This is a genomic window from Arthrobacter sp. BK1, from assembly GCF_056680055.1.
Genome location: NZ_CM155263.1, coordinates 2,197,661 through 2,217,024 on the forward strand (window position 1 = coordinate 2,197,661; position 19,364 = coordinate 2,217,024).

Annotated in this window: 16 protein-coding genes; 9 read left to right on the forward strand and 7 right to left on the reverse strand. The window is 63.3% G+C overall.

The genetic code is table 11. The features are described 5' to 3' along the window. Positions 1-134: 134 nt before the first annotated feature. From AC1MCA_RS09930 to AC1MCA_RS09945, 4 genes are all read right to left on the reverse strand, one after another. The gene (locus AC1MCA_RS09930) at positions 135-1,367 is read right to left on the reverse strand and encodes a family 1 glycosylhydrolase (protein WP_479803122.1); all 1,233 of its coding nucleotides are present in this window, start codon (positions 1,365-1,367) and stop codon (positions 135-137) included. A gap of 921 nt (positions 1,368-2,288) precedes the next feature. Beyond that, positions 2,289-3,962, reverse strand: a complete 1,674-nt coding sequence (locus AC1MCA_RS09935; protein ID WP_479803124.1) for an MDR family MFS transporter — start codon at positions 3,960-3,962, stop codon at positions 2,289-2,291. Then, positions 3,959-4,630 carry a TetR/AcrR family transcriptional regulator gene (locus tag AC1MCA_RS09940; protein WP_479803126.1) on the reverse strand — a complete coding sequence of 224 codons (672 nt, stop codon included), beginning with the start codon at positions 4,628-4,630 and terminating at the stop codon, positions 3,959-3,961. Before AC1MCA_RS09940 ends, AC1MCA_RS09935 begins: the two co-directional genes overlap by 4 nt. 282 nt (positions 4,631-4,912) lie before the next feature. Further along, the gene (locus AC1MCA_RS09945) at positions 4,913-5,662 is read right to left on the reverse strand and encodes a LysR substrate-binding domain-containing protein (RefSeq protein ID WP_479803128.1); all 750 of its coding nucleotides are present in this window, start codon (positions 5,660-5,662) and stop codon (positions 4,913-4,915) included. Positions 5,663-5,699: 37 nt separating this feature from the next. Here AC1MCA_RS09945 and AC1MCA_RS09950 point away from each other — a divergent pair, with 37 nt between their 5' ends. Continuing rightward, positions 5,700-6,104 carry a DUF5997 family protein gene (locus AC1MCA_RS09950; RefSeq protein WP_479803130.1) on the forward strand — a complete coding sequence of 135 codons (405 nt, stop codon included), beginning with the start codon at positions 5,700-5,702 and terminating at the stop codon, positions 6,102-6,104. 90 nt (positions 6,105-6,194) lie between these two features. On the opposite strand, the gene AC1MCA_RS09955 is transcribed toward AC1MCA_RS09950, so the two are convergent. After that, positions 6,195-6,575 (reverse strand): VOC family protein, encoded by a 381-nt coding sequence (locus AC1MCA_RS09955; RefSeq protein WP_479803132.1) that lies wholly within the window; start codon positions 6,573-6,575, stop codon positions 6,195-6,197. A 467-nt stretch (positions 6,576-7,042) separates the two neighbouring features. Between AC1MCA_RS09955 and AC1MCA_RS09960 the strand changes: the two genes are divergently transcribed. Next, positions 7,043-9,724 carry an AMP-binding protein gene (locus AC1MCA_RS09960; RefSeq protein ID WP_479803134.1) on the forward strand — a complete coding sequence of 894 codons (2,682 nt, stop codon included), beginning with the start codon at positions 7,043-7,045 and terminating at the stop codon, positions 9,722-9,724. Positions 9,725-9,928: 204 nt separating this feature from the next. Here the strand turns inward: AC1MCA_RS09960 and AC1MCA_RS09965 are convergent, their stop codons facing one another. After that, positions 9,929-11,134, reverse strand: a complete 1,206-nt coding sequence (locus AC1MCA_RS09965; protein WP_479803136.1) for an ROK family protein — start codon at positions 11,132-11,134, stop codon at positions 9,929-9,931. A gap of 90 nt (positions 11,135-11,224) precedes the next feature. Between AC1MCA_RS09965 and AC1MCA_RS09970 the strand changes: the two genes are divergently transcribed. From AC1MCA_RS09970 to ppgK, 5 genes are all read left to right on the forward strand, one after another. Then, a complete protein-coding gene (locus tag AC1MCA_RS09970; RefSeq protein WP_479803138.1) occupies positions 11,225-12,502 on the forward strand; it encodes an ABC transporter substrate-binding protein in 1,278 nt (425 codons plus the stop codon). Positions 12,503-12,540: 38 nt separating this feature from the next. Further along, positions 12,541-13,479 carry a carbohydrate ABC transporter permease gene (locus AC1MCA_RS09975; RefSeq protein ID WP_479803140.1) on the forward strand — a complete coding sequence of 313 codons (939 nt, stop codon included), beginning with the start codon at positions 12,541-12,543 and terminating at the stop codon, positions 13,477-13,479. Beyond that, complete coding sequence (locus tag AC1MCA_RS09980; protein ID WP_479803142.1) at positions 13,476-14,366, forward strand: carbohydrate ABC transporter permease; 891 nt, start codon at positions 13,476-13,478, stop codon at positions 14,364-14,366. The genes AC1MCA_RS09975 and AC1MCA_RS09980 overlap by 4 nt, the downstream gene beginning before the upstream one ends. Before the next feature lie 47 nt (positions 14,367-14,413). After that, positions 14,414-16,132 carry a glycoside hydrolase family 13 protein gene (locus tag AC1MCA_RS09985; protein ID WP_479803144.1) on the forward strand — a complete coding sequence of 573 codons (1,719 nt, stop codon included), beginning with the start codon at positions 14,414-14,416 and terminating at the stop codon, positions 16,130-16,132. A 130-nt stretch (positions 16,133-16,262) separates the two neighbouring features. After that, the gene (gene ppgK, locus AC1MCA_RS09990; RefSeq protein WP_479803146.1) at positions 16,263-17,060 is read left to right on the forward strand and encodes a polyphosphate--glucose phosphotransferase; all 798 of its coding nucleotides are present in this window, start codon (positions 16,263-16,265) and stop codon (positions 17,058-17,060) included. A gap of 34 nt (positions 17,061-17,094) precedes the next feature. Here ppgK and AC1MCA_RS09995 read toward each other — a convergent pair whose 3' ends face one another. Beyond that, complete coding sequence (locus AC1MCA_RS09995; protein ID WP_479803148.1) at positions 17,095-17,850, reverse strand: alpha/beta fold hydrolase; 756 nt, start codon at positions 17,848-17,850, stop codon at positions 17,095-17,097. A gap of 244 nt (positions 17,851-18,094) precedes the next feature. On the opposite strand from AC1MCA_RS09995, the gene AC1MCA_RS10000 reads away from it, so the two are divergent. Together AC1MCA_RS10000 and AC1MCA_RS10005 are read left to right on the forward strand one after the other, a co-directional pair. Further along, positions 18,095-18,688, forward strand: coding sequence for a hypothetical protein (locus AC1MCA_RS10000; RefSeq protein ID WP_479803150.1), 594 nt, complete (start codon positions 18,095-18,097; stop codon positions 18,686-18,688). 66 nt (positions 18,689-18,754) lie between these two features. After that, positions 18,755-19,357 carry a DUF6919 domain-containing protein gene (locus tag AC1MCA_RS10005; protein ID WP_479803152.1) on the forward strand — a complete coding sequence of 201 codons (603 nt, stop codon included), beginning with the start codon at positions 18,755-18,757 and terminating at the stop codon, positions 19,355-19,357. Positions 19,358-19,364: the final 7 nt, after the last annotated feature.

Genomic DNA, 19,364 nt, shown 5'->3' on the forward strand with positions numbered 1-19,364 from the left:
GTTGCAGGTGCACAGAGGTGGTGAATGGAAAAGGAACAGCCTCATCGGCCGAACAGGAGAATATCCCTGGAGTTCCGACGGGTGGCCTGGGTTGTCCGGTGATGAGGCCGGGATGGAGTTCTCTCGGGCGCGTCCTAGAGTTGGCCGGATTGGGCGACCCGGCCGAGCCAGGCAAGACTCGGCTTCGGCGTTCGCTCGAACGTGTCCCGGTTCACCGAAATGAGGCCGAATGTTGGTTCCCAATGACCCCACTCGTAATTGTCGAGGGCGGACCAGTGGAGGTATCCGCGTACATCGATGCCATCACCGATCGCGTCCGCGAGTCCTCGCAGCGCTTCTGTTGTGTAGGCGATCCGGCGTTCGTCGTCAGCTATGGCAATACCGTTCTCGGTCACGAGAATAGGAACACCTTGAGTGACTTCCCAGGCATGGCGCACGGCAATGCCAAGCGCGTCGGGCCGGTAGGCCGCCCCGGTGAGTGTGTTGTCAGGGTGAGGAGGGTGCGGGACGACTCCCTTCTCATCGACGGGCTGGGTCGAGTATGCCTGAACCCCTACGAAGTCGTCGTCGCGCGAAGCCTCAAGGTAGAGGTCTTCCCACGCGTAGCTGACCTCTGCAAGCTTTTGCTCATTACCTGGGGTGGCGGTGAGTGCCTGGTTAGCGATCGTCCAACCGACTTTCGCTCCTGTGCGTGCGCGGATGATGTCCCGAGCGGCCCGGTGCGCGTCGACCAACGGCGGCCCGAACTTCGGGTCAGGGGCACCGATTGTTGCCATTAGGTCAAGGACGTCAGAGGACTGGCTCTGCGTTGTGGGACTCTGCCACTCTGCCATTCGGCCCGACTTTGCCGCATCGATCATCGTCATCATCATGGCGGTCATGTTCGGCTCGTTGAGCGTCACCACCCACTCCACCCCGTCGAGGATGCTGGCCGACGCCGCCGCGTAGGATGCGAAACGTTCAGTGGCCCGTTCTCCAAGCCAGCTTCCCTCAGCTGCGAACCAGCGCGGGACAGAGGAATGGTTCAAAGTGATGACCGGCTTCAAACCATACGCGGTCGCCGTGTCGATCATCCTTCGATAGTGCGCGAGTTCCGCTCGGGCAATCTGCCCTGGACGAGGCTCAATTCGTGCCCATTCGATGCCGAACCGATACGACGTCAATCCTGCGTCTGCGAGCAGACGCATATCCTCGTCATACCGGTGATAGCTGTCCACGGCATCGCCGCTCAGTTGCATCCCTGGAATCTGGACCTCCCGGTCCCACCAGTCGCTGTTTACGTTGTTTCCTTCGATTTGGTGGGGAGCGGACGCCGCTCCCCACAAGAATCCGTTTCCATACGGAAGATTCGATTGCCGTTCGGCCATGTGCCAGTCCTTTCAGTTCGCGCAATCCGTCCTCAACGGAGCGCTCAGCGCACCAATAGCGCGTTGATGGGTTATTCGTCTCAGCGTGCCGATTGAACAGGCAGCACGAAGATCAGGCCGCCGGTGACGGCAAGAGCAGATGCCACCAGGTAGACCAGAGGAAAATTTTTGTCACCGCCTGTCACCCCTACCAGGAGGGGAATGGGCGGGATGACCGGCGCTGCGAATTGCGGAATCGAAGTCGCGAACTGGTTTAACGCCGCGAAGCGTCCGGCTACAGCGTGCGTTGCCCATCTGCGCATCATCTTCTAAAGCAGTCAGCGTGCACCCCTCCGTCCCGGCCGCGAACTCCTTGGCGACGCAAATCGGGGCCGGCGGAACGGAACCGTAGGTCATGAGACTTCCTTGTCGTTTGATGCTTAGCGTTTCGCCGCGGTGCGCAGCGGAAACCAGGCTGCGAACACTTCCCGGTGACGCGCGTCACCAACGACGATACCTGCCTTTAGTCACGCGCGTCAACAGCCCGCGCTTCTTGGCTCGCAGCCTTTGGCGTGTTCGATAGCCGCCCGACCGGGGATTGCTGCCTGACTCCGTCGAAAATCCGAATGCGCTCCCCTTGAAGAGGACCCAGTTTCATTGAACGGGCACGGACTGTAGGGGACGGCCTCAGTGCCGCCATCTTTCTTGACGGCCGGTCAACAAGCTGTCTTCAATAGGTTGTGTTCCGGAGAAGTTCCGGAACACGACAGGCATCAAAAAGGCGGCTGCAAGTTGGCACTCAGGGATCGGAAGTCTCCGCAGCCGGATCTTCGACATTCCTCCTTCGGAAGGCCACGGCAGCAGCTTCGGGTGCCAGTTGATGGTCAACCGGGCAGGAAGCCACAAAAGATAGGAGCTCCCTGCCCCCTGCAGGCCCTGAGCCTAGCCGCCTAGACGGGCGGCTTCGCCATCTTCCGCATTGGCTGCAGTTTCTGTGAAAGCGCGGTGTGCGGCGTGCCGTTCGGCTTCGATGAGTTCGGCTTCTTCGCCGCCGACGGCCTCGCCGCGGGCCACCATTCCTGCGGTGTCCGAGAGCGGGATCTGCTTCAGGGTGATGGCCAGGACCAGGGCTATGGCGAGGAATGGAACCAGGTACCAGAACACCGGGGCAAGGGATTCTGCGTAGGCGTTTACGATCGCGTCCCGCAGCTGCTCCGGGAGTTGGCTGAGGGCCTGTGGGTCCAGGCTGCTGGTGGACTGTGCCGCCTGTTCGTTGGAGGCCCCGGCGCCGGTGAAGGCTTTCGTCAGCGATTCTGAGAGCCTGTTGGTGAAGATTGCACCAAATACTGCCACGCCGAGTGACGCGCCGACTTCCCGGAAGTAGTTGTTGGTGCTGGTGGCGGTGCCGATCTGGTCTGCCGGGACGGAGTTCTGGACCACCAGGACGGTGACCTGCATGATCGATCCAAGTCCTGCGCCGAACACGAGCAGCTGGACGCAGATGACCCAGATGGGCGTTTCGGCGGTCAGTGTCGTCAGCCACAGCATCGCCGCAGTCGTCAGGGAGGCGCCGAGGATGGGGAACATCTTGTATTTACCGGTCTTGGAGATCCGGATTCCCGAATAGATGGCCATGCCCATGAGGCCGACCATCATGGGCAGCATCAGGAGACCCGACTCTGCGGCGGATGTGCCGGAGGACATCTGCAGGAAGGTGGGGACAAAGGCGATGGCGGCGAACATGCCCAGTCCCAGGGTGAAGCCGATAGCTGTGGCATTGACGAAGATCGGGTTCCTGAAAAGGCTGAGCGGGATAATGGGGTCTTCAGCGCGGCGTTCCACCATGACGAAGGCGGCAGTCGCGAGCACAAGGCCGGCGCCGAAGGCCCAGGTAAGCGGTGAATCCCAGCCCTCATCCTTCTTGCCGCCGAAGTCCGTGAAGAAGATCAGGGAGGTGGTGGCGGCGGACAGCAGGAGCACGCCCAGGACGTCGATGCGTTTCTCGGCCTTCTTGTTGGGCAGCGTCAGCGTGAACCAGGCGATGGTGAACGCGGCGATGCCGATGGGGATGTTGATGTAGAAGGCCCATTCCCACGTCAGGTGGTCCACGAAGAATCCACCGAGCAAGGGCCCGGCCACTGCCGAGAGGCCGAAGACGGCGCCGAGGGGACCCATGTACTTGCCACGGTCCTTGGCGGGAACAATGTCGGCGATGATGGCCTGCGAGAGGATCATCAGGCCGCCGCCGCCCAGACCCTGAAGGGCGCGGAAGATGACGAAGCCCCAGAAGTCGGTGGCGAAGGCGCAACCAACAGAGGCGAGCGTAAACAGGGCGATGGCCACGAGGAAGAGGTTGCGGCGGCCCAGGACGTCACCGAATTTGCCGTAAATGGGCATCACGATGGTGGTGGCCAGAAGGTAGGCGGTAGTGATCCAGGCCTGGTGCTCCACGCCGCCAAGCTTACCCACGATGGTGGGCATGGCCGTGGAGACAATGGTCTGGTCAAGGCTGGAGAGCAGCATTCCGGCAATGAGCGCCGAAAAGATGATCCATATGCGTTTTTGGGTCAGCAGCAGCGGGCCCGCTGCTGCCTTGGGACTGACAGCGGTGCTCATCGGGATCCTTCGGTGGGGGTGGGCAGGGGGAGGTCAAGAGGCTGGGAAAAAAGTGTTCGGGCGGCTTCGACGTTCTCAAGGAATATGTCCCTGTAGAGGCGGGTGTTGCCCTCGAAGAAATACGCTTCGCTCGTCTTCCGGGAGATGCTGCCCAGTAGCAGTACAGCCATTCGAACCACCGGATGGTCGGACAGCACGTTCTCCCGCAACGCGAGGACCTGGGCGAACTGTGCTTCGCGTTCCTTTGTGGCGCCGATGATCCGAAGCATCAGTTGCGGTTCCTTCTTGATCACGCCGATCAGCTGGCGTGTTTCCTCTTCGGAGGCCGCAATGTTTTCGGACAGTCTCAAAGACAGCACTATCAGGTCGTGGAAGAGCGATGGAGAGATCTCACCCGATGGGGATGAGCTGCCGCCGGCTATGAAGTCATTGATTGCATCTTCGGGAATGTCATCGTCGACGTGACCAAGGATGGCGTCTTCCTTTGAAGGAAAGTAGTTGAAGAATGTCCGGCGGGAGATTCCACTCTGCTCGCAAACCTCTTCCACGGTGTAGCCATTAAGGCCCAGCTCGGCCGTCAGGGAGCGTGCTGCGGTGGTGATCGCCGCACGTGTTGCTGCACGCTTGCGCCCCCGCAAACCCCCGTCGATAATTGCACTTTGAGTCATAGAGTACATTTTTGCATTTTAGTACTCTTAGTGCAAATAGATAGATTCAGGCGCGGATGTACAGTGGCCGCGGGTGCGGCCCATGTCAACGGCAGGCTCCGGCAGGGGCACTCGTCTCCTTCAGCGTGAAGTACACCCCAACCTGACGTCAGGATGCCGTCAATGAGTGCGTCAGAATAAGGTCCGTTGGGCGTTTTCTCGACAGACCGTCGTGAAAGCCTTAAATACCAAGCTGACAATCTTGAGTGGAGGACCGAATGGCGCCTCAGGGCGAATATCGGCTTAGCGCTTGCCCTTTTTGCGCGAGCCCTTGCCCCGGCCCTTATCCGGGTTCGGGGCGTAGCGCTGGGCCACCTTGGGCTTCTTGACGGCCGGTCCACGCCGGTCCGGCTTCGGCTCCTTCTTGGGCTTTTCCTGCTGAGCGGAGGGCTGGCGGGAGCTTGCCGCCGTCCGGCCGCGGACGATTCCGATGAACTCCTCAATGATCTCGTCCGTGGAGTCCGCGGGCCAGGCCAGCGCAATCTCGGTCACCGGCGCACCCGTCAGCCGGCGTGCCACAGTGTCCTTGACGTTGAAATGCCGGGCCACGGACATCGGCAGGACCACCAGGCCGGCTCCCGAGGCCACCACCTGCATTGCGGCTTCCGGCCCGCCCATGTCCGCAACGTTCAGGAAAGTCTCCGCAGCCAGATCTTCCAGCGCCACTTCCTCAAACACCGAAATCTCGTGCCCCTTGGGCGCCACCACCACCGGCTGTTCCTCGTAGAGGGGAATCACGTTCAGGTCCCCGCGCTCAATCGGAAGCCGGACGAAGCTGAGGTCCGCCGAACCGTCCGTTAATACGGACACCTGGGCGCCGTCGTCGGACATAAACGACTCCAGCGGGATGTCCAGCACGCGCTCTTCCCAGCGGCGGATCCATTTCCCCGGCGTCACACCTGCCACGTAGGCGAAACGCAGCACGCGCGGCGCGTCAGCCTCCCGGGATTCACTAACGGACGCGTTCTGCGGGGATTCATTGTCGGCGGGCACGTCTTCACAGTACCGCCCGCCCGGATACCCTTGAAGCATGACCTCTGCAAACTCCCAGTCCATGAAGCCGGCCACCGTTGCCAAGAAGCTTGGCATCTACCTGCCGGCAACACCGCAGGAGTTCCAGGATTCGACCATCACCCGCGCCGATTTCGCCGAGCTCCAGTCCAACCCGCCGGAGTGGCTCGTGGCGCTCCGCCGCAACGGCCCGCACCCCCGCCCGGTAGTGGCCCAGAAACTGAACGTCTCCATCAGCGGCCTGGCCCGCGGCGGCGTTGAGGAAGCGCTGACGACGGCGGAAATCACCGCGCTGCTGCAGGCTCCCCCGGCGTGGCTGGTCACCGAGCGCTCCACGCACGCGGCCGTCCGCGCCGAAGCCCAGCGGGTCAAGGACGAGGCTGCCAAGAAGGACGCGAAAAAGGCCCGCAGCCAGGCCGAGTAGTCCCCGCCCACCTGCGAACCGAGGCTTGTCCGGGGATCCGAACCGTCAGTGTAGGGATCCACAGACAAGCCTCTGTTGTGTCCGGGGTTATCAGTCCTGGTGAAGCTGCACGTAGTTGCCGCAGCCGTCCTCAAACACGGCGCTGATGCCGGACGGGTCCTCGGACGGTACGCCCTTGAACTTCACGCCGGCCGCGATGAGCCTGTCATATTCGGCTTTGACGTCCGGAACGCCGAAGACGATCGCTGGAAGCCCCGCCTCGTGCACCGCATTCATATAGGTCGCACCGATCGCGTTGTCGCTGGGCTCCAGCAGCAGCCCCACCGAGCCGGCATCAGCACCGGGATCCTTGATGATGTAGAGGTTGTACTCGGGCATCGCCATCAGTGTGTCGAACCCGAGCGTTTCGGTGTAGAACTTATGGGCGGCGGCGGGATCCTGGACGTGGATGCTGCACATCTTGATTCTCATGGTCCCAACGTACCGGGCGGCCTCCGGGGTGAGAAGCGCCTGGGAAGCGCATCCGTTCCACGTCAAGCTCCCCCTCGAACGCCCTCGTGTCCGTGGCTGCAGTCCTATCCATTTCCATTGGGCGGAAGTGATTCCCCCGACGGCTGCCAAGGAAGGCAAGACTGGTCTCGGCGCACCACTGGGCAAAGGTCCGGGACGCGCTGCCCCGCCAAGCCGCCGAAGGAACGCAGGCGATTCTGGTCGCGGACCACCACCTTCGCCACGTCCACCGGCGCATGGCCCCGCGGAGTCGCACAGGCGTTGCCCGGGCCGGCCCGGGTGACTCTCAAGGCGGGGTCTGCCGAGACCTCATCCCACTCGGAACAACCGGCGGACCGGGCACATGCCGCCGGCGGACCGCCGTGATGTGACGGCTGGAGACAAAGTCCATTTGAGTTAGGTAAGGGTAACCTTCTAACGTTCAGGGCGTGACTGTACAGCCCGAACTGGCCGGAGTCTCGTTTGCTGCCACGTTGGCCGCCTTCGGAGACCGCACCGCCATCAGGACCGATAACGAATCAGTGAGCTACACCCAGTTGTCCCGGCGCGTTGAAGAGATGTGCCGTGTCTTCGGGCCTGCCCGGCGGCTGATTGCCCTCGAGGCGGAGAACTCCCTGGCCTCCCTGGTGGTCTACCTCGCAGCCCTGTCGTCCGGTCATCCCTTGCTGATCCTGCCCGCAGGCGGCGGGACCGCCGCCGAGGCGCTCGTTGCCGCCTACGACCCCGACATCGTGGTCCATGCCTCGGGCGGTGAGGCGGTACTGGAGGTACGGCGGGACGAATCCCGGCATGAGCTGCACCCGGAACTGGCGCTGCTGCTCAGTACCTCCGGATCCACCGGTTCCCCCAAACTTGTCCGTCTGTCCGCCGACGCCGTGCAGGCCAACGCCGCAGCGATCGCCCAGTACCTGCACCTGCGTCCCGGCGACACCGCGGCCACCACGCTCCCCCTCTCCTACTGCTACGGGATGAGCGTGGTGAACAGCCACCTTCTGGTAGGCGCGTCCCTGGCACTGACCGACCTGTCCGTGGTGGACCCGTGTTTCTGGGAACTGGCCCGCACCGCAAAAGTGACGTCGTTCGCCGCCGTGCCCTACACCTTCGACCTCCTTGACCGGGTGGGTTTCGAGCACCTGTCCCTGCCCAACCTGCGCTACATCACCCAGGCCGGCGGCCGTCTGGACCCTGACCGCGTGCGTTCCCTCGCGGAACTGGGCCAGCGGCAGGGCTGGGACCTGTTCGTCATGTACGGGCAGACCGAGGCCACCGCCCGCATGGCCTATCTGCCCCCTGACCTGGCAGCAGAGCACCCGCACGCCATTGGAGTGGCCGTGCCCGGCGGGGCCTTCCGGCTGGTCCCGGTCCCCGGACTGGACGCCGACGAGCTCGTCTACTCAGGACCCAACGTCATGCTGGGGTACGCCGAACGGCCCGAAGACCTCGCCCTTGGACGGGTCATCACGGAGCTCCACACCGGGGACCTGGCCCGCCGCTGTCCCCAGGGCCTCTACGAAATCGTTGGCAGACGCAGCCGATTCGTCAAAATCGTTGGCCTGCGGATAGACCTCGGCCAGGTCGAACGGCTGTTGGCCGACCTTGGCCTGACCGCCGCGGCTGCAGGCTCGGACGACGCCGTGGTCGCCGCAGTCGAAGGCAGCCACGACCTCGCCCTCGTCGCCAAAACCCTCGCCCAGGACCTGGGCCTGCCACGGACGGCCATCCAACTCCATTCCGTCGGGTCGGTCCCACGGTTCCCCAACGGAAAGCCGGACTACCCCGCCATCCTGGCCCTGGCCGCCCCGGGTCGGCCCGGCAGCACCGCCATCCCGGAACCAGCAGCGGTGGCATCCCCGGCGGACGTGCGGAGGATCTTCGCGGAAGTCCTTGAACAGGAAGACATCGCCGATACAGACACGTTCGTTTCCCTGGGCGGTGACTCACTGTCCTACGTGGCAGCATCGGTCAGGCTGGAGCGCGCGCTCGGATACATCCCGCAGGGCTGGCACCTGATGCCCGTCCGCGAACTTGCCCCAGTCCGGCGCCACCGGCAGACCCGGGCCGCCGCGGCCCCAGATGACACTTCCGGCCACCGGGCCGGCCGGGCCGCGAGAACGTTGCGGGGCTGGCACCGGGCGATGCTGGCCCCCATGGAAACAGGGATAGCGCTCCGCGCCGTCGCCATCATCTTCATCGTCTCCACCCACATCGGGTTCTTCCACTGGGAAGGAACCGCCCACGTACTCATCGCCGTCGCCGGCTACAACTTCGCTCGGTTCCAACTGAGCGGGACCCGCCGTGCCCGGCTCCGGCGGCAACTGCGCAGCGTTGCCCGGATCGTCGTGCCCAGCGTTGCGGTCATCGGCGTGGCCTTCGCCCTAACGGACACCTACACCTGGGCCAACGTTTTCCTCCTCAACCCCCTGCTGGGCCCGGAGGGATGGACCGACTATTCCCGGTTCTGGTTCATCGAGATCCTGGTCCACATCCTGCTGGGCCTCACCGCCCTGCTCGCGATTCCTGCAGCCGACCGCGCCCAACGCCGCTGGCCGTGGGCCTTCTCCCTGGCACTGATAGCCATCGACCTGCCGTTGCTCTTCGATCTCGTCGACAGCCGCTATCCGGGCCAGGGCCCTGTCCTATGGCTGTTCGGGCTCGGCTGGGCCGCAGCCGCGTCCCGGACACTCTGGCAGCGGGCAGCCGTGACAGCCATTGCCCTGCTCACCATCCCCGCATCCTTCGAGGACCAGTACCGCAGCGCAACCATCCTGGCCGGCTTCCTCATTCTGCTCTGGCTTCCCACCCTGCCCGTCCCCCGCGGCCTCCACCGGCTCACCGCCCTGCTCGCAAGCGCGTCCCTGTACATCTACGTCACCCACTGGCTGGTCTACCCGCTCGTGGACCCGGCGCACAAGGGCCTGGCCGTCATCGCATCCCTCGCAGCAGGCACCCTCTACTGGGCCGCAGCAACCCGGGCCATCGGCCTGACAGAAAAATGGCTCAGAAGGCGCAAAGCTGCGAGGCCGGACACTCAGATAGAGACCGAAATACACACAACAGTCACTATTGGACGGCCTGAACCGTCGTCACAACATCGATCAGTAATCTCTTAGAACGAACCAGCGATGCGACCGACGCTGGAATGCCGGTGTCACAGAAACCGTAACTTGGAAACCCCCGGGTGGGCTTTTCAATATTGGAAAACCCGAGCTGCAAACTCCCCTGTCGACGCGTCCGATAGGCCGCGGATAGCGCCACGACAACTTTGCCCCGATTATGGCGCTGAAGCGGGACGAGTCGAAACAGTTGTGGATGAGTCAGGATCGGGCGGCGCGGGGGAGGAACGCGTTGGGTTCGCGCTTGACCTGTGTCAGTGCGGACTCGATGGCTCCCTTAACCACCACCTTGGCGCCGAATGTGCTCGCGACGAGTTCCGGAAGCGGTAAGCCGGTATCGGTGGGCAGCAGGCTGCGTGCGTGTTCGAGGACAGGTTCGATGGCCCGTGAGATGCCGCCTGCGATGACTACCCGCTCAATGTCCAGGAGGCTCGAGAGCACAACCGCAATCCGCGCCAGCCGGGCGCCGAGCCGGGCGATGATGTCCTCTGCAAACGGATCCCCCTCCCGGGCCGCCTGGAACACGTCTTCCGCGTTAATCTCCCCCTCGGGCTTTTGTCGCAGCATGGTCTCTCCCTCGTATGAGTGAATGCGCGAGCGTGCCCACTTCCGCGCAAGTGCTCCGAACCCGTCCGCACCCCCTTCATCGGGTACGAACTTGCCGGCGGTAAGCGTGTCGAGGAATCGCATCTCCCCTGCGCCGCCTCGCGGTCCCCGCAGCAAGCGCCCATCGACGATCAGGCCCGCGCCGAATCGCTCGCCTGTCAGCAACGTTGCCTGGTTAGCGGATGGCTCGTGGGCACGCTCGGCAACAGCGGCTAGGTTGGCGTCATTTTCGACGACGACCATGCCGTGAAGGTGCGCGGCGAATCCGGAATTCATCAGGTGCCAGAATTCTCCTTCAGGCGACTTGCCGTTAGCGTCGATCGGAGCGGGAACGCCAACGACCGTGAGCAAGACGTCGTCGAGGGTGCGCCCGACGTCGTCGAGGGCCAGCCGGATCAGCTCCCGTGCTCTCGCGCCGCGGCCCCCGCGTCCCACTGCATGCGAGTCAATGCTCTGGCGACGAGTGCCCAGCTCGCGCCCGCGCAGATCCGCGACGATGGTTGTGAAGGAAGTTTCTCCGGCGTCCAGCCCCACAACAACACCGGCAGCCTCGCGCAGCTGGTAGTGGCGGGCTGGCCGGCCCTTGTGCGTGCGGCCAGCGGCTTGACTGTCATCCACTTCCTCCAGCCAGCCGGCGTCGACCAGACCATCGCAGACACCGAGCACCGTCGCGCGTGTCAGCCCGGTCATGGCCATGGCCTCTCCAGCTGTGAAGACTCCTTCCTGAAGGGCGAAGCGCAGCAATGCATCGGAGTTGATCTGTCGTAACAACTGCGTTGAGCTCGCTGTGGTTTCATTCACCCCTTGACGATATCGCCAATATCCCTCACCCTTGTATAGGACCTAAATATAAGATCCAAATAAATTCGAAGTGAGACCCCTTAGGAGCCGATGTTGCCACCTTTGACGTCCAAAGGGACGCGAGTCTCCCGACGCACTTTCCTTGCCGCTGCCGGGGGCGCATTGACCGCTTTCGGCCTGGCTGGGTGTGCCCCGGGAGGTACACGTCCCACCGTCACGTTCCACCAGTCAAAACCGGAAGCCGTGCCGTATTTCCGCGATCTGGCGGCGAAATTTACCGCGTCGCAGGACCGCGTCCGCGTTCTGCACGACATGGCCACAAATCTTTCTGCCAGCTTTGTGCGCAGCAGTCCGCCGGATCTTGGCTGCCTCAACTACAACCTTGAGATGGCCCGGTTCATGGAGCGCGGGGCGCTCTCGGACCTTTCCGATCTCCCGGCAGCAGCCTCCATCCGGGACGACGTTCTCGACCTCACCAACTGGTACCCCAGCTACCCGGGCCGTACGAGCGTCATCCCCTACTCGGTCATGGCCGCCTCTGTCATCTACAACCGCCGCATCTTCGAGCGGAAAGGGCTGGCCGTCCCGACAACCTGGGATGAACTGATCGAGGTATGTGAGGTGCTCAAAGCAACAGGCATCACACCCATCTACGGCACTTTCCGCGACCCTTGGACGATCGCGCAGGGCCTGTTCGACTACACGGTTGGCGGCATGGTCAATGTGCGCGACTTCTACAAATCGATGCATGATATCGGCGAGAACGCCGGACCGGACTCCGACGTGTCGTTCCAGAACACGATGCTCGAACCAGTCAAGCGCATGGTCCAGCTGACGACCTACGTCAACCCCGATGCATCGAGCCGCGGCTACGGGGACGGCAACACTGCCATGGCCCAGGGCCAGGCTGCAATGTACTTCCAGGGGCCGTGGGCCTTCGGAGAAATTGAAAAGGCCGGCACGGATGTGGATCTCGGCACCTTCCCACTGCCAATGACCAACGACCCCGCCGATCTGAAGGTTCGCGTCAACATCGACCTTTCGCTCTGGGTTCCCGAAGTCGCCAACTCACAGGACGGAGCCCGCGCCTTCCTTCAATACCTCATGCAGCCGGAGATCCAGAACTCCTACAACGCCGAATTCCTGGGATTCGGCACGAGCAAGGACGCACCAGCTGTCACAGACCCCCGAATCGTTGAGATGCAGAAGTTCTACGACCAGGGCCGCTTCTACATGGGCGCCTCACAGTTCATTCCGAACTCGATTCCCGCCGCCAACTACCTCCAGTCGATCATCGGTGGCGCCGACGCCGAGAGCACCCTGCGCCGGATGGACGCCGACTGGGCGCGCCTGGCCTTCCGCGCGTGATCACACTTCCGATTTAATGCACGAAACGAGGACCATCCATGTCATCGACGACTAAGCTTTCCACTGGAACGGTGGTGACGGCCCCGGCAGCGGCTAGAGCGACAAATGCGCGCAAGAGCCGCACCGATCCGCTCTACTACTTTTTCCTCTTCCCCTCGCTGGCGATTTTCACCCTCGCCGTCACGCTGCCTGCCATACTCGGATTCGTCTACAGCTTCACGAACTCCGTTGGCTTCGGCGACTTCGAGTTCATAGGCATCCGGAACTTCATCGCAGTCTTCCAGGATGAAGGAGTCCTCAGCGCCTACGGCTTCACGCTCGCCTTTGCCCTCGTGACCGTCATCGTTGTGAACGCGGTGGCCTTCCTTCTGGCCCTGGGCCTCACCTCCCGGGTCCGCTTCCGTGCCGCACTCCGCACGGTATTTGTTATCCCCATGGTGATCTCAGGCATCGTCATCGCGTTCGTCTTCCAATACCTCTTCTCGAATTCGCTGCCACTCGTGGGCCAAAGCATGGGAGTCGAACCGCTGGCGACGAGCATCCTCGCCAACCCCGACCTGGCGTGGCTGGCGATCGTCTTTGTCACGGCGTGGCAGTCGATTCCGAGTGCGATGCTGATTTACATCGCAGGGCTCCTCACGGTTCCCCCCGAGGTTTACGAGGCAAGCTCCATCGACGGAGCAACGCCCTGGCACAACCTGCGGCACATCACCCTGCCGCTCGTCGCCGGATATGCAGTGATCAATACGGTCCTCGGCTTCAAGAACTACCTCAACGCCTACGACATCATCGTCGGTCTCACCGACGGCGGCCCCGGCGTCGCCACACGCAGCGTCGCGATGTCGATCTTCCGTGGCTTCGAAGGCGGCGACTACGCCTACCAGATGGCCAATGCCGTGATCTTCTTCCTCATCAGCATCGTCATCGCACTTATCCAGCTTCGCTTCACACGTGGCAAAGGAGGGATCGCCGCATGAGCAGCGCACCCAGCACCATTCCCGCAGGACACGCACCCGCCGGTAAGAGACAACGGGTCCGCACCGCCCCGGAGCGCAGCAACTGGCCCGCCACCATCGTCCTTATCGTCTGCACGCTCAGCGTGCTCGTCCCGCTCTACGTCACCCTCAGCATGGCGTTTAAAACCACCGGCCAGGCGGTGGACGGCAACGCCTTCTCGCTGCCGAGCCCCCTGACCTTCGACAGTTTCGTCCAGGCCTGGACGCTCACGAACTTCCCCCGCGGCTTCGCGATCTCCGTGTTCGTGTCGGTGACCGCCGTGGCGGGGGAAGTCATCGTGTCGGCGCTGGCAGCCTACGCAATCGTCCGTAACTGGGACCGCCGGCTTTTCCGCTGGTCCTTCTTCTACCTGCTCGCCGCGATGTTCATCCCGTTCCCCGTGGTGGCGCTGCCGCAGATCCAGCTCACAGGCCTTGTCGGACTGGACAACCCGCTCGGCGTCGCGATCCTGCACATCGTCTTTGCCCTGGCGTTCAACACGATGCTGTTCACCGCGTTCCTGCGCTCCATCCCGCTGGAGTTGGAAGAAAGCATGCGCATTGACGGCGCCGGCACGTGGCAGGTTTTTTGGAAGCTCATCTTCCCCTTGCTCGGACCGATGAGCGCTACGGTCGGAATCTTCGCCTTCATCGCCTCGTGGAACGACTTCATGATGCCGTCACTCATCATCTCCGACCCGGAACTGCAGACCATCCCGGTGTTGCAGAAGATCTTCCAGACACAGTTCAGCAACAGCTACAACGTCGCCTTCGCCTCGTACCTGATGGCGATGGCACCCGCGATCGTCGTCTACCTGTTTACCCAGCGCTGGGTAATGTCCGGCCTGACTCAGGGGGCCGTCAAGTGACTGCAACCGCGAAACCGACCACTAAGAAAAAAGTAAAGGACCCAGACTTGCCTTCCACCGCCACCACGGCAACCCGAACCGACGACCTGCACATGGCCGACCCCAACTGGTGGCGCCAGGCCTCGGTCTACCAGATCTACCCCCGCAGTTTTTCTGACTCCAACGGTGACGGCATCGGCGACATCAACGGCATCACTGCCAAGGTCCCTTACCTGAAGGATCTGGGAATCGACGCTGTCTGGCTGAGCCCCTTCTACCCTTCAGCCCTCGCCGACGGCGGCTATGACGTGGACGACTACCGTAACGTTGACCCGCGGCTCGGTACGCTGGAGGACTTCAACGACATGGCTTCCGCCCTGCGCGCCGCCGGCATCAGGCTGATCGTGGACATCGTGCCCAACCACTCCTCGAACCGCCACGAGTGGTTCCAGGAAGCCCTCGCCTCACCCAAAGGGTCCCCGGCCCGCGACCGGTACATCTTCCGCGACGGACTGGGCGAAAAAGGTGAATTGCCGCCGTCGGACTGGGACTCCGTGTTCGGCGGTCCCGCATGGGAGCGCATTACAGAACCCGATGGAACCCCCGGGCAGTGGTACATGCACATCTTCGCCAAGGAACAGCCGGACTTCAACTGGGACAACCCGGAGGTTCGCGCAGACTTCCTGACGACCCTGCGCTTCTGGTCCGACCGGGGCGTGGACGGTTTCCGCATCGACGTCGCCCATGCTCTGACAAAGAACCTCGAAGAGTCCCTGCCCACCAAGGCAGACCTTGAAGCCCAGGGTGAAGCGCTCTACCTTGCCGGTTCGCATCCTTACTGGGACCGCGACGAAGTCCACGAGATCTACGCCGAGTGGCGCAAGGTTTTCAACGAATACAACCCGCCGCGCACTGCCGTTGCAGAAGCCTGGGTACATGCGGACCGCCGCGCCCGTTACGCCAGCCCCGAGGGGCTGGGCCAGGCCTTCAACTTTGACCTGCTGCAGGCAGACTTCGACGGCGCCCAGTTCCGGAAAATCATCACTAAGAACCTCGCCGAGGCTGAGGCGTCCGGCGCTTCCTCCACCTGGGTGTTCTCCAACCACGACGTCGTCCGGCACGCCACCCGCTACGGGCTTCCCGTGTCCGGGCCTTCGCTCGAGGGTGAGATCATGGCCGGGCAGGCGGGCAAGCAGTGGCTGCTTGCCGGCGGCAAGCAGGAGGACGTCGACGTCGAACTCGGACTGCGCCGAGCACGCGCCGCGTCGTTGTTGATGTTCGCCCTTCCAGGCTCCGCGTACCTGTACCAAGGTGAGGAACTGGGCCTGCAGGAAGTCGGCAGCGAGATTCCCGACGCAGAGCGCCAGGACCCGGCCTTCTTCCGCAATAAAGGCGTGGAGATCGGCCGCGACGGCTGCCGTGTTCCGTTGCCCTGGACAGCTTCGGGCAACTCGTTCGGTTTCGGGACGGGCGGCGCCCACTTGCCGCAGCCAGAATGGTTTGCCAGTCACTCGGTGGAAGCCCAGGATGGGCAGGAGGAATCAACCCTGTCCCTCTACCGCGGGGCGCTGGCTCTAAGGTCACAGCTGCAAACCGCCGAAGCGCTGGAATGGCTGGAAACCGGCCGAACCGACGTCGTGGCCTTCCAACGCCCCAACGGCTGGATCTCAGTAACGAACTTCGGCACGGAAGCCTTCAGACTGCCCGCCGGCAAGGTACTGGTCTCCAGTTCGCTAATCAAGGCAGATTCCCTGCCCGGAGCGACCACTGCTTGGCTTCAGACGTAGCAGTACCAGGCATCAAACCAGCCTCCCGGCGCCCAGGCGCCGGGAGGCTCCTCCTTGCACATCAGCAACGCCATTGAACCCGAACCAAGCCAATCCGGTCATGACCCCGTAACCAGGCAAAGGAAACGTGATGACACGACTCTCGACCGCTACCACCGACGTGCCGTCCGGAGTGGATTTCCGGATAGGAATCGATGTCGGCGGGACGTGGATCAAGGGTGCAATCGTCAACATAAGTAGCGGTACCCCGGTCGGCGACATCCGTCACCTTCGGACACCTACCTCCCGCACTGTGGATGCAGTCGCAGACACCCTGGACCAGCTCATCGATGAGCTCGGATCCGAAAGCCTTGGGCATACCGACCCTGCTGTCGGGGTCGCTATCCCCTCGATAATCCAGCATGGAGTGGCCAGGTCGGCAGCAAACATGCACGACAGCTGGATCGGACTGGATGTTCAGGCTTACTTGCGGGAACGTCTTGGTCGACCTGTCTGCGTGGTGAATGACGCTGACGCAGCTGGTATGGCAGAAACCCATTATGGCGTTGGGAAGGACAAACACGGCGTTGTCCTGGTCCTAACGTTGGGAACGGGCATCGGATCAGCACTCGTTGTTGATGGAAAGCTAGTACCCAATTTCGAGCTGGGCCACCTGGAAATCGACGGCTACAAAGCAGAATCCCGGGCATCGGCAATCGCCCGCGAAAATGAAGGCCTTAGCTGGCTGGAGTACGCCGACCGGCTGCAACAGTACCTGTCACATGTGGAGTTCCTCTTCTCACCTGACCTGATCATCATCGGTGGGGGAATTTCAGCATGCAGCAACGAATACCTGCCACACCTGTCACTACACGCCCCGGTCGTTCCAGCCAGCTTGGAAAACTCTGCCGGCGTCGTGGGTGCAGCCTTACAAACAACGACCAGCTAGCCCAGCACTCGAGCGAGGGGCACGCCAGACTGCCTCAACCGGCGACGCCGCGGACCGCCTCGGCGATCACGCGGAAGTCCTTGCGGAGGATCGCGCCGTGATTGCTCGCGACTTTTGCGTGAATGGTGATGTGCGGGTTTCGTTCGGCAACTGCAGGCACGCTGGCGCGGATCTTCTCCTGCCCATCCCCCTTGCTGCCGAACGACGTTCCGGATGCGAGGACATACCGGGTCGGGACGGTGATCCGGTCCATCACCGGACCGAGTTCCCGTTCACGCGCGAGCTTGCCGACTTCGATGTTGCATGCGGCCATCTCCAGGGCGGTCATTCGCGGCGTGAGTCCCGTCAGGCGGAGTGGCACCATCAGCCATTGCAGGCGCCGGAACGCCGTTTGGATCCCTTGCTCCATCTCGTCCGTGAGCCAGTCGTTTGGCTGTGCCCCATCGACCAGCACAGCGCCGATCGTCCGGTCCGGATTGCGGCTCGCCCAGTGTGCGGCGATGAAGGCGCCGTAAGACCACCCGACGACCAGCGCCCGGTCGACACCTCGAGCGTCGAGCACGGCATCGACATCGCGGACGGCGGCCACGAACGAATAATCCGCCGAACGTCCCGACTTGCGCCCACGGGCCCGCTCATCGAAGGTGATGTGCCGCCAGTCTGGCCCGAGTTCGGCGATGACCCGCCGCCAGTATCCCTGGGTCGCGAACTGGCCGTTGAGGTAGATCACCGGTGTCCCGGAGCCACCTGAATCGGTGACGGCCAGAGCAGTGTCGTCGACCCGCACCATGCCGGTCCAGTTCGAGGTCGAGCTGGTCGTGGCGTCTCCGTGCCGTTGTGCAACAGATGACTCTTGACCATGATTCAGGCTAGTGCAGGCGACTTCTGAAGAAAATGCCGGCAGTGCAGCTGTCAGCGAACCCTCACCGCCCCCGACCGCCCCGCCCACCCCATTGACCCGGCACCCCGGAAGCGCTGGAATGGAAGGAACAACCCGGATACCTGGGCCGGGCCTGACGCTGGGAGGTGCCGCGGTGCCGGCAATAGCAGAATCCGTCCTTTCCGGAGCGTTCCAGCTGGTGTTCTGGGGGGCAGTGCTGGTGTGCGCGGTCGCTGGCACCGTTTTTGCTGTCCGCCGCCACTCGACGCCGGACCCGGAGCGCGAGGCGGCAGATACGGTTTTCTGGGACGTCTTTATGGGGTCCGCCGTGGCAATCCCGGCACTCCTCATCCCCACGCTCGCGTCGCCCATCTCCGGTGTTTTCCTCACAGCGCTGGCTGCCGGTGCGGGCCTGGCAGCATACCGGGGCACCCCGCGGATCACGGCCTGGCAGTCACAGCGCCGGCAGCAACGGGAAGACCGGCCCGTCTACACCGCGGCGGAAGCCGAGCATGACTCCCTGCTGACCCGCTGGCGCCGCTACGAACTGGACCCCGCGTACTGCATCGACTACCCGGCCATGACCGATGTCCGGCTGCCGCAAACCGCGGCACTCGTCCGGGCCATGCGGGAGGCTGAGCAGCTGCGGGCTGCCCGGCACCAGGGCTACGCTCCCGCCGTCGTCCGCCTTGGCCTTGCCCTGAGCGCCGCCGAACAGGCGGCCGGGATTCCGGCTCCCGGGAAATAGCCGGGCAGATTAACCGGTGTGTCGCCGCCACTGGAGTCCGCGGATCGCACGCCGTAGCATCCGAGGATGGAACCCACAGAAGCGGAAGTCCTTGATGAGTTCGGCCGGCGCCTCGTGGACAAAGGGGCCTGGCGGCAGGCCATCACCCTGGCGGCCGCCGGTGAACTGACGGCGCGCTGGCTCGAGGGTCAGAGCCAGTACCAGGCGGCCACCACCACACCCACGTACGACGACGAGACGGCACCCATTGCGTCTGAGCTCGCCGCCCTGAACAGGAACGGGCTGTTCACCAAGGAGTCCCAGCCCGGCCTACGGGAGGGGGAAACGGCGCAGCGCCAGTACGTCACCGCGTTCTGCAGCGCCGAAACGGCCGCCGATCTCCTGGCCCTCTCCACACGCTCAGAATTGGTGACGGTGGCGCATGCACCGGGCGAGTCCAGCACCGCGGCCATCCCGGTCACGCTCGACGGCGGCGAAGTGGTCACCGTTCTCGGCTCCAGTGAGAACCCGGTGGACGAAGAGCAGATCCAGGACTGGGCGAACGAAACCAACGACACCCTCGCCCTGCTCCTCGCCGACTCCTGGTATGTGGAAATCCTGGACCCTGTCTGGGGCCGGAACGACGTCCTCCTGCCGGCGGTCCTCGACGCGCTGACCGCCGGGCAGTAAGGAACGC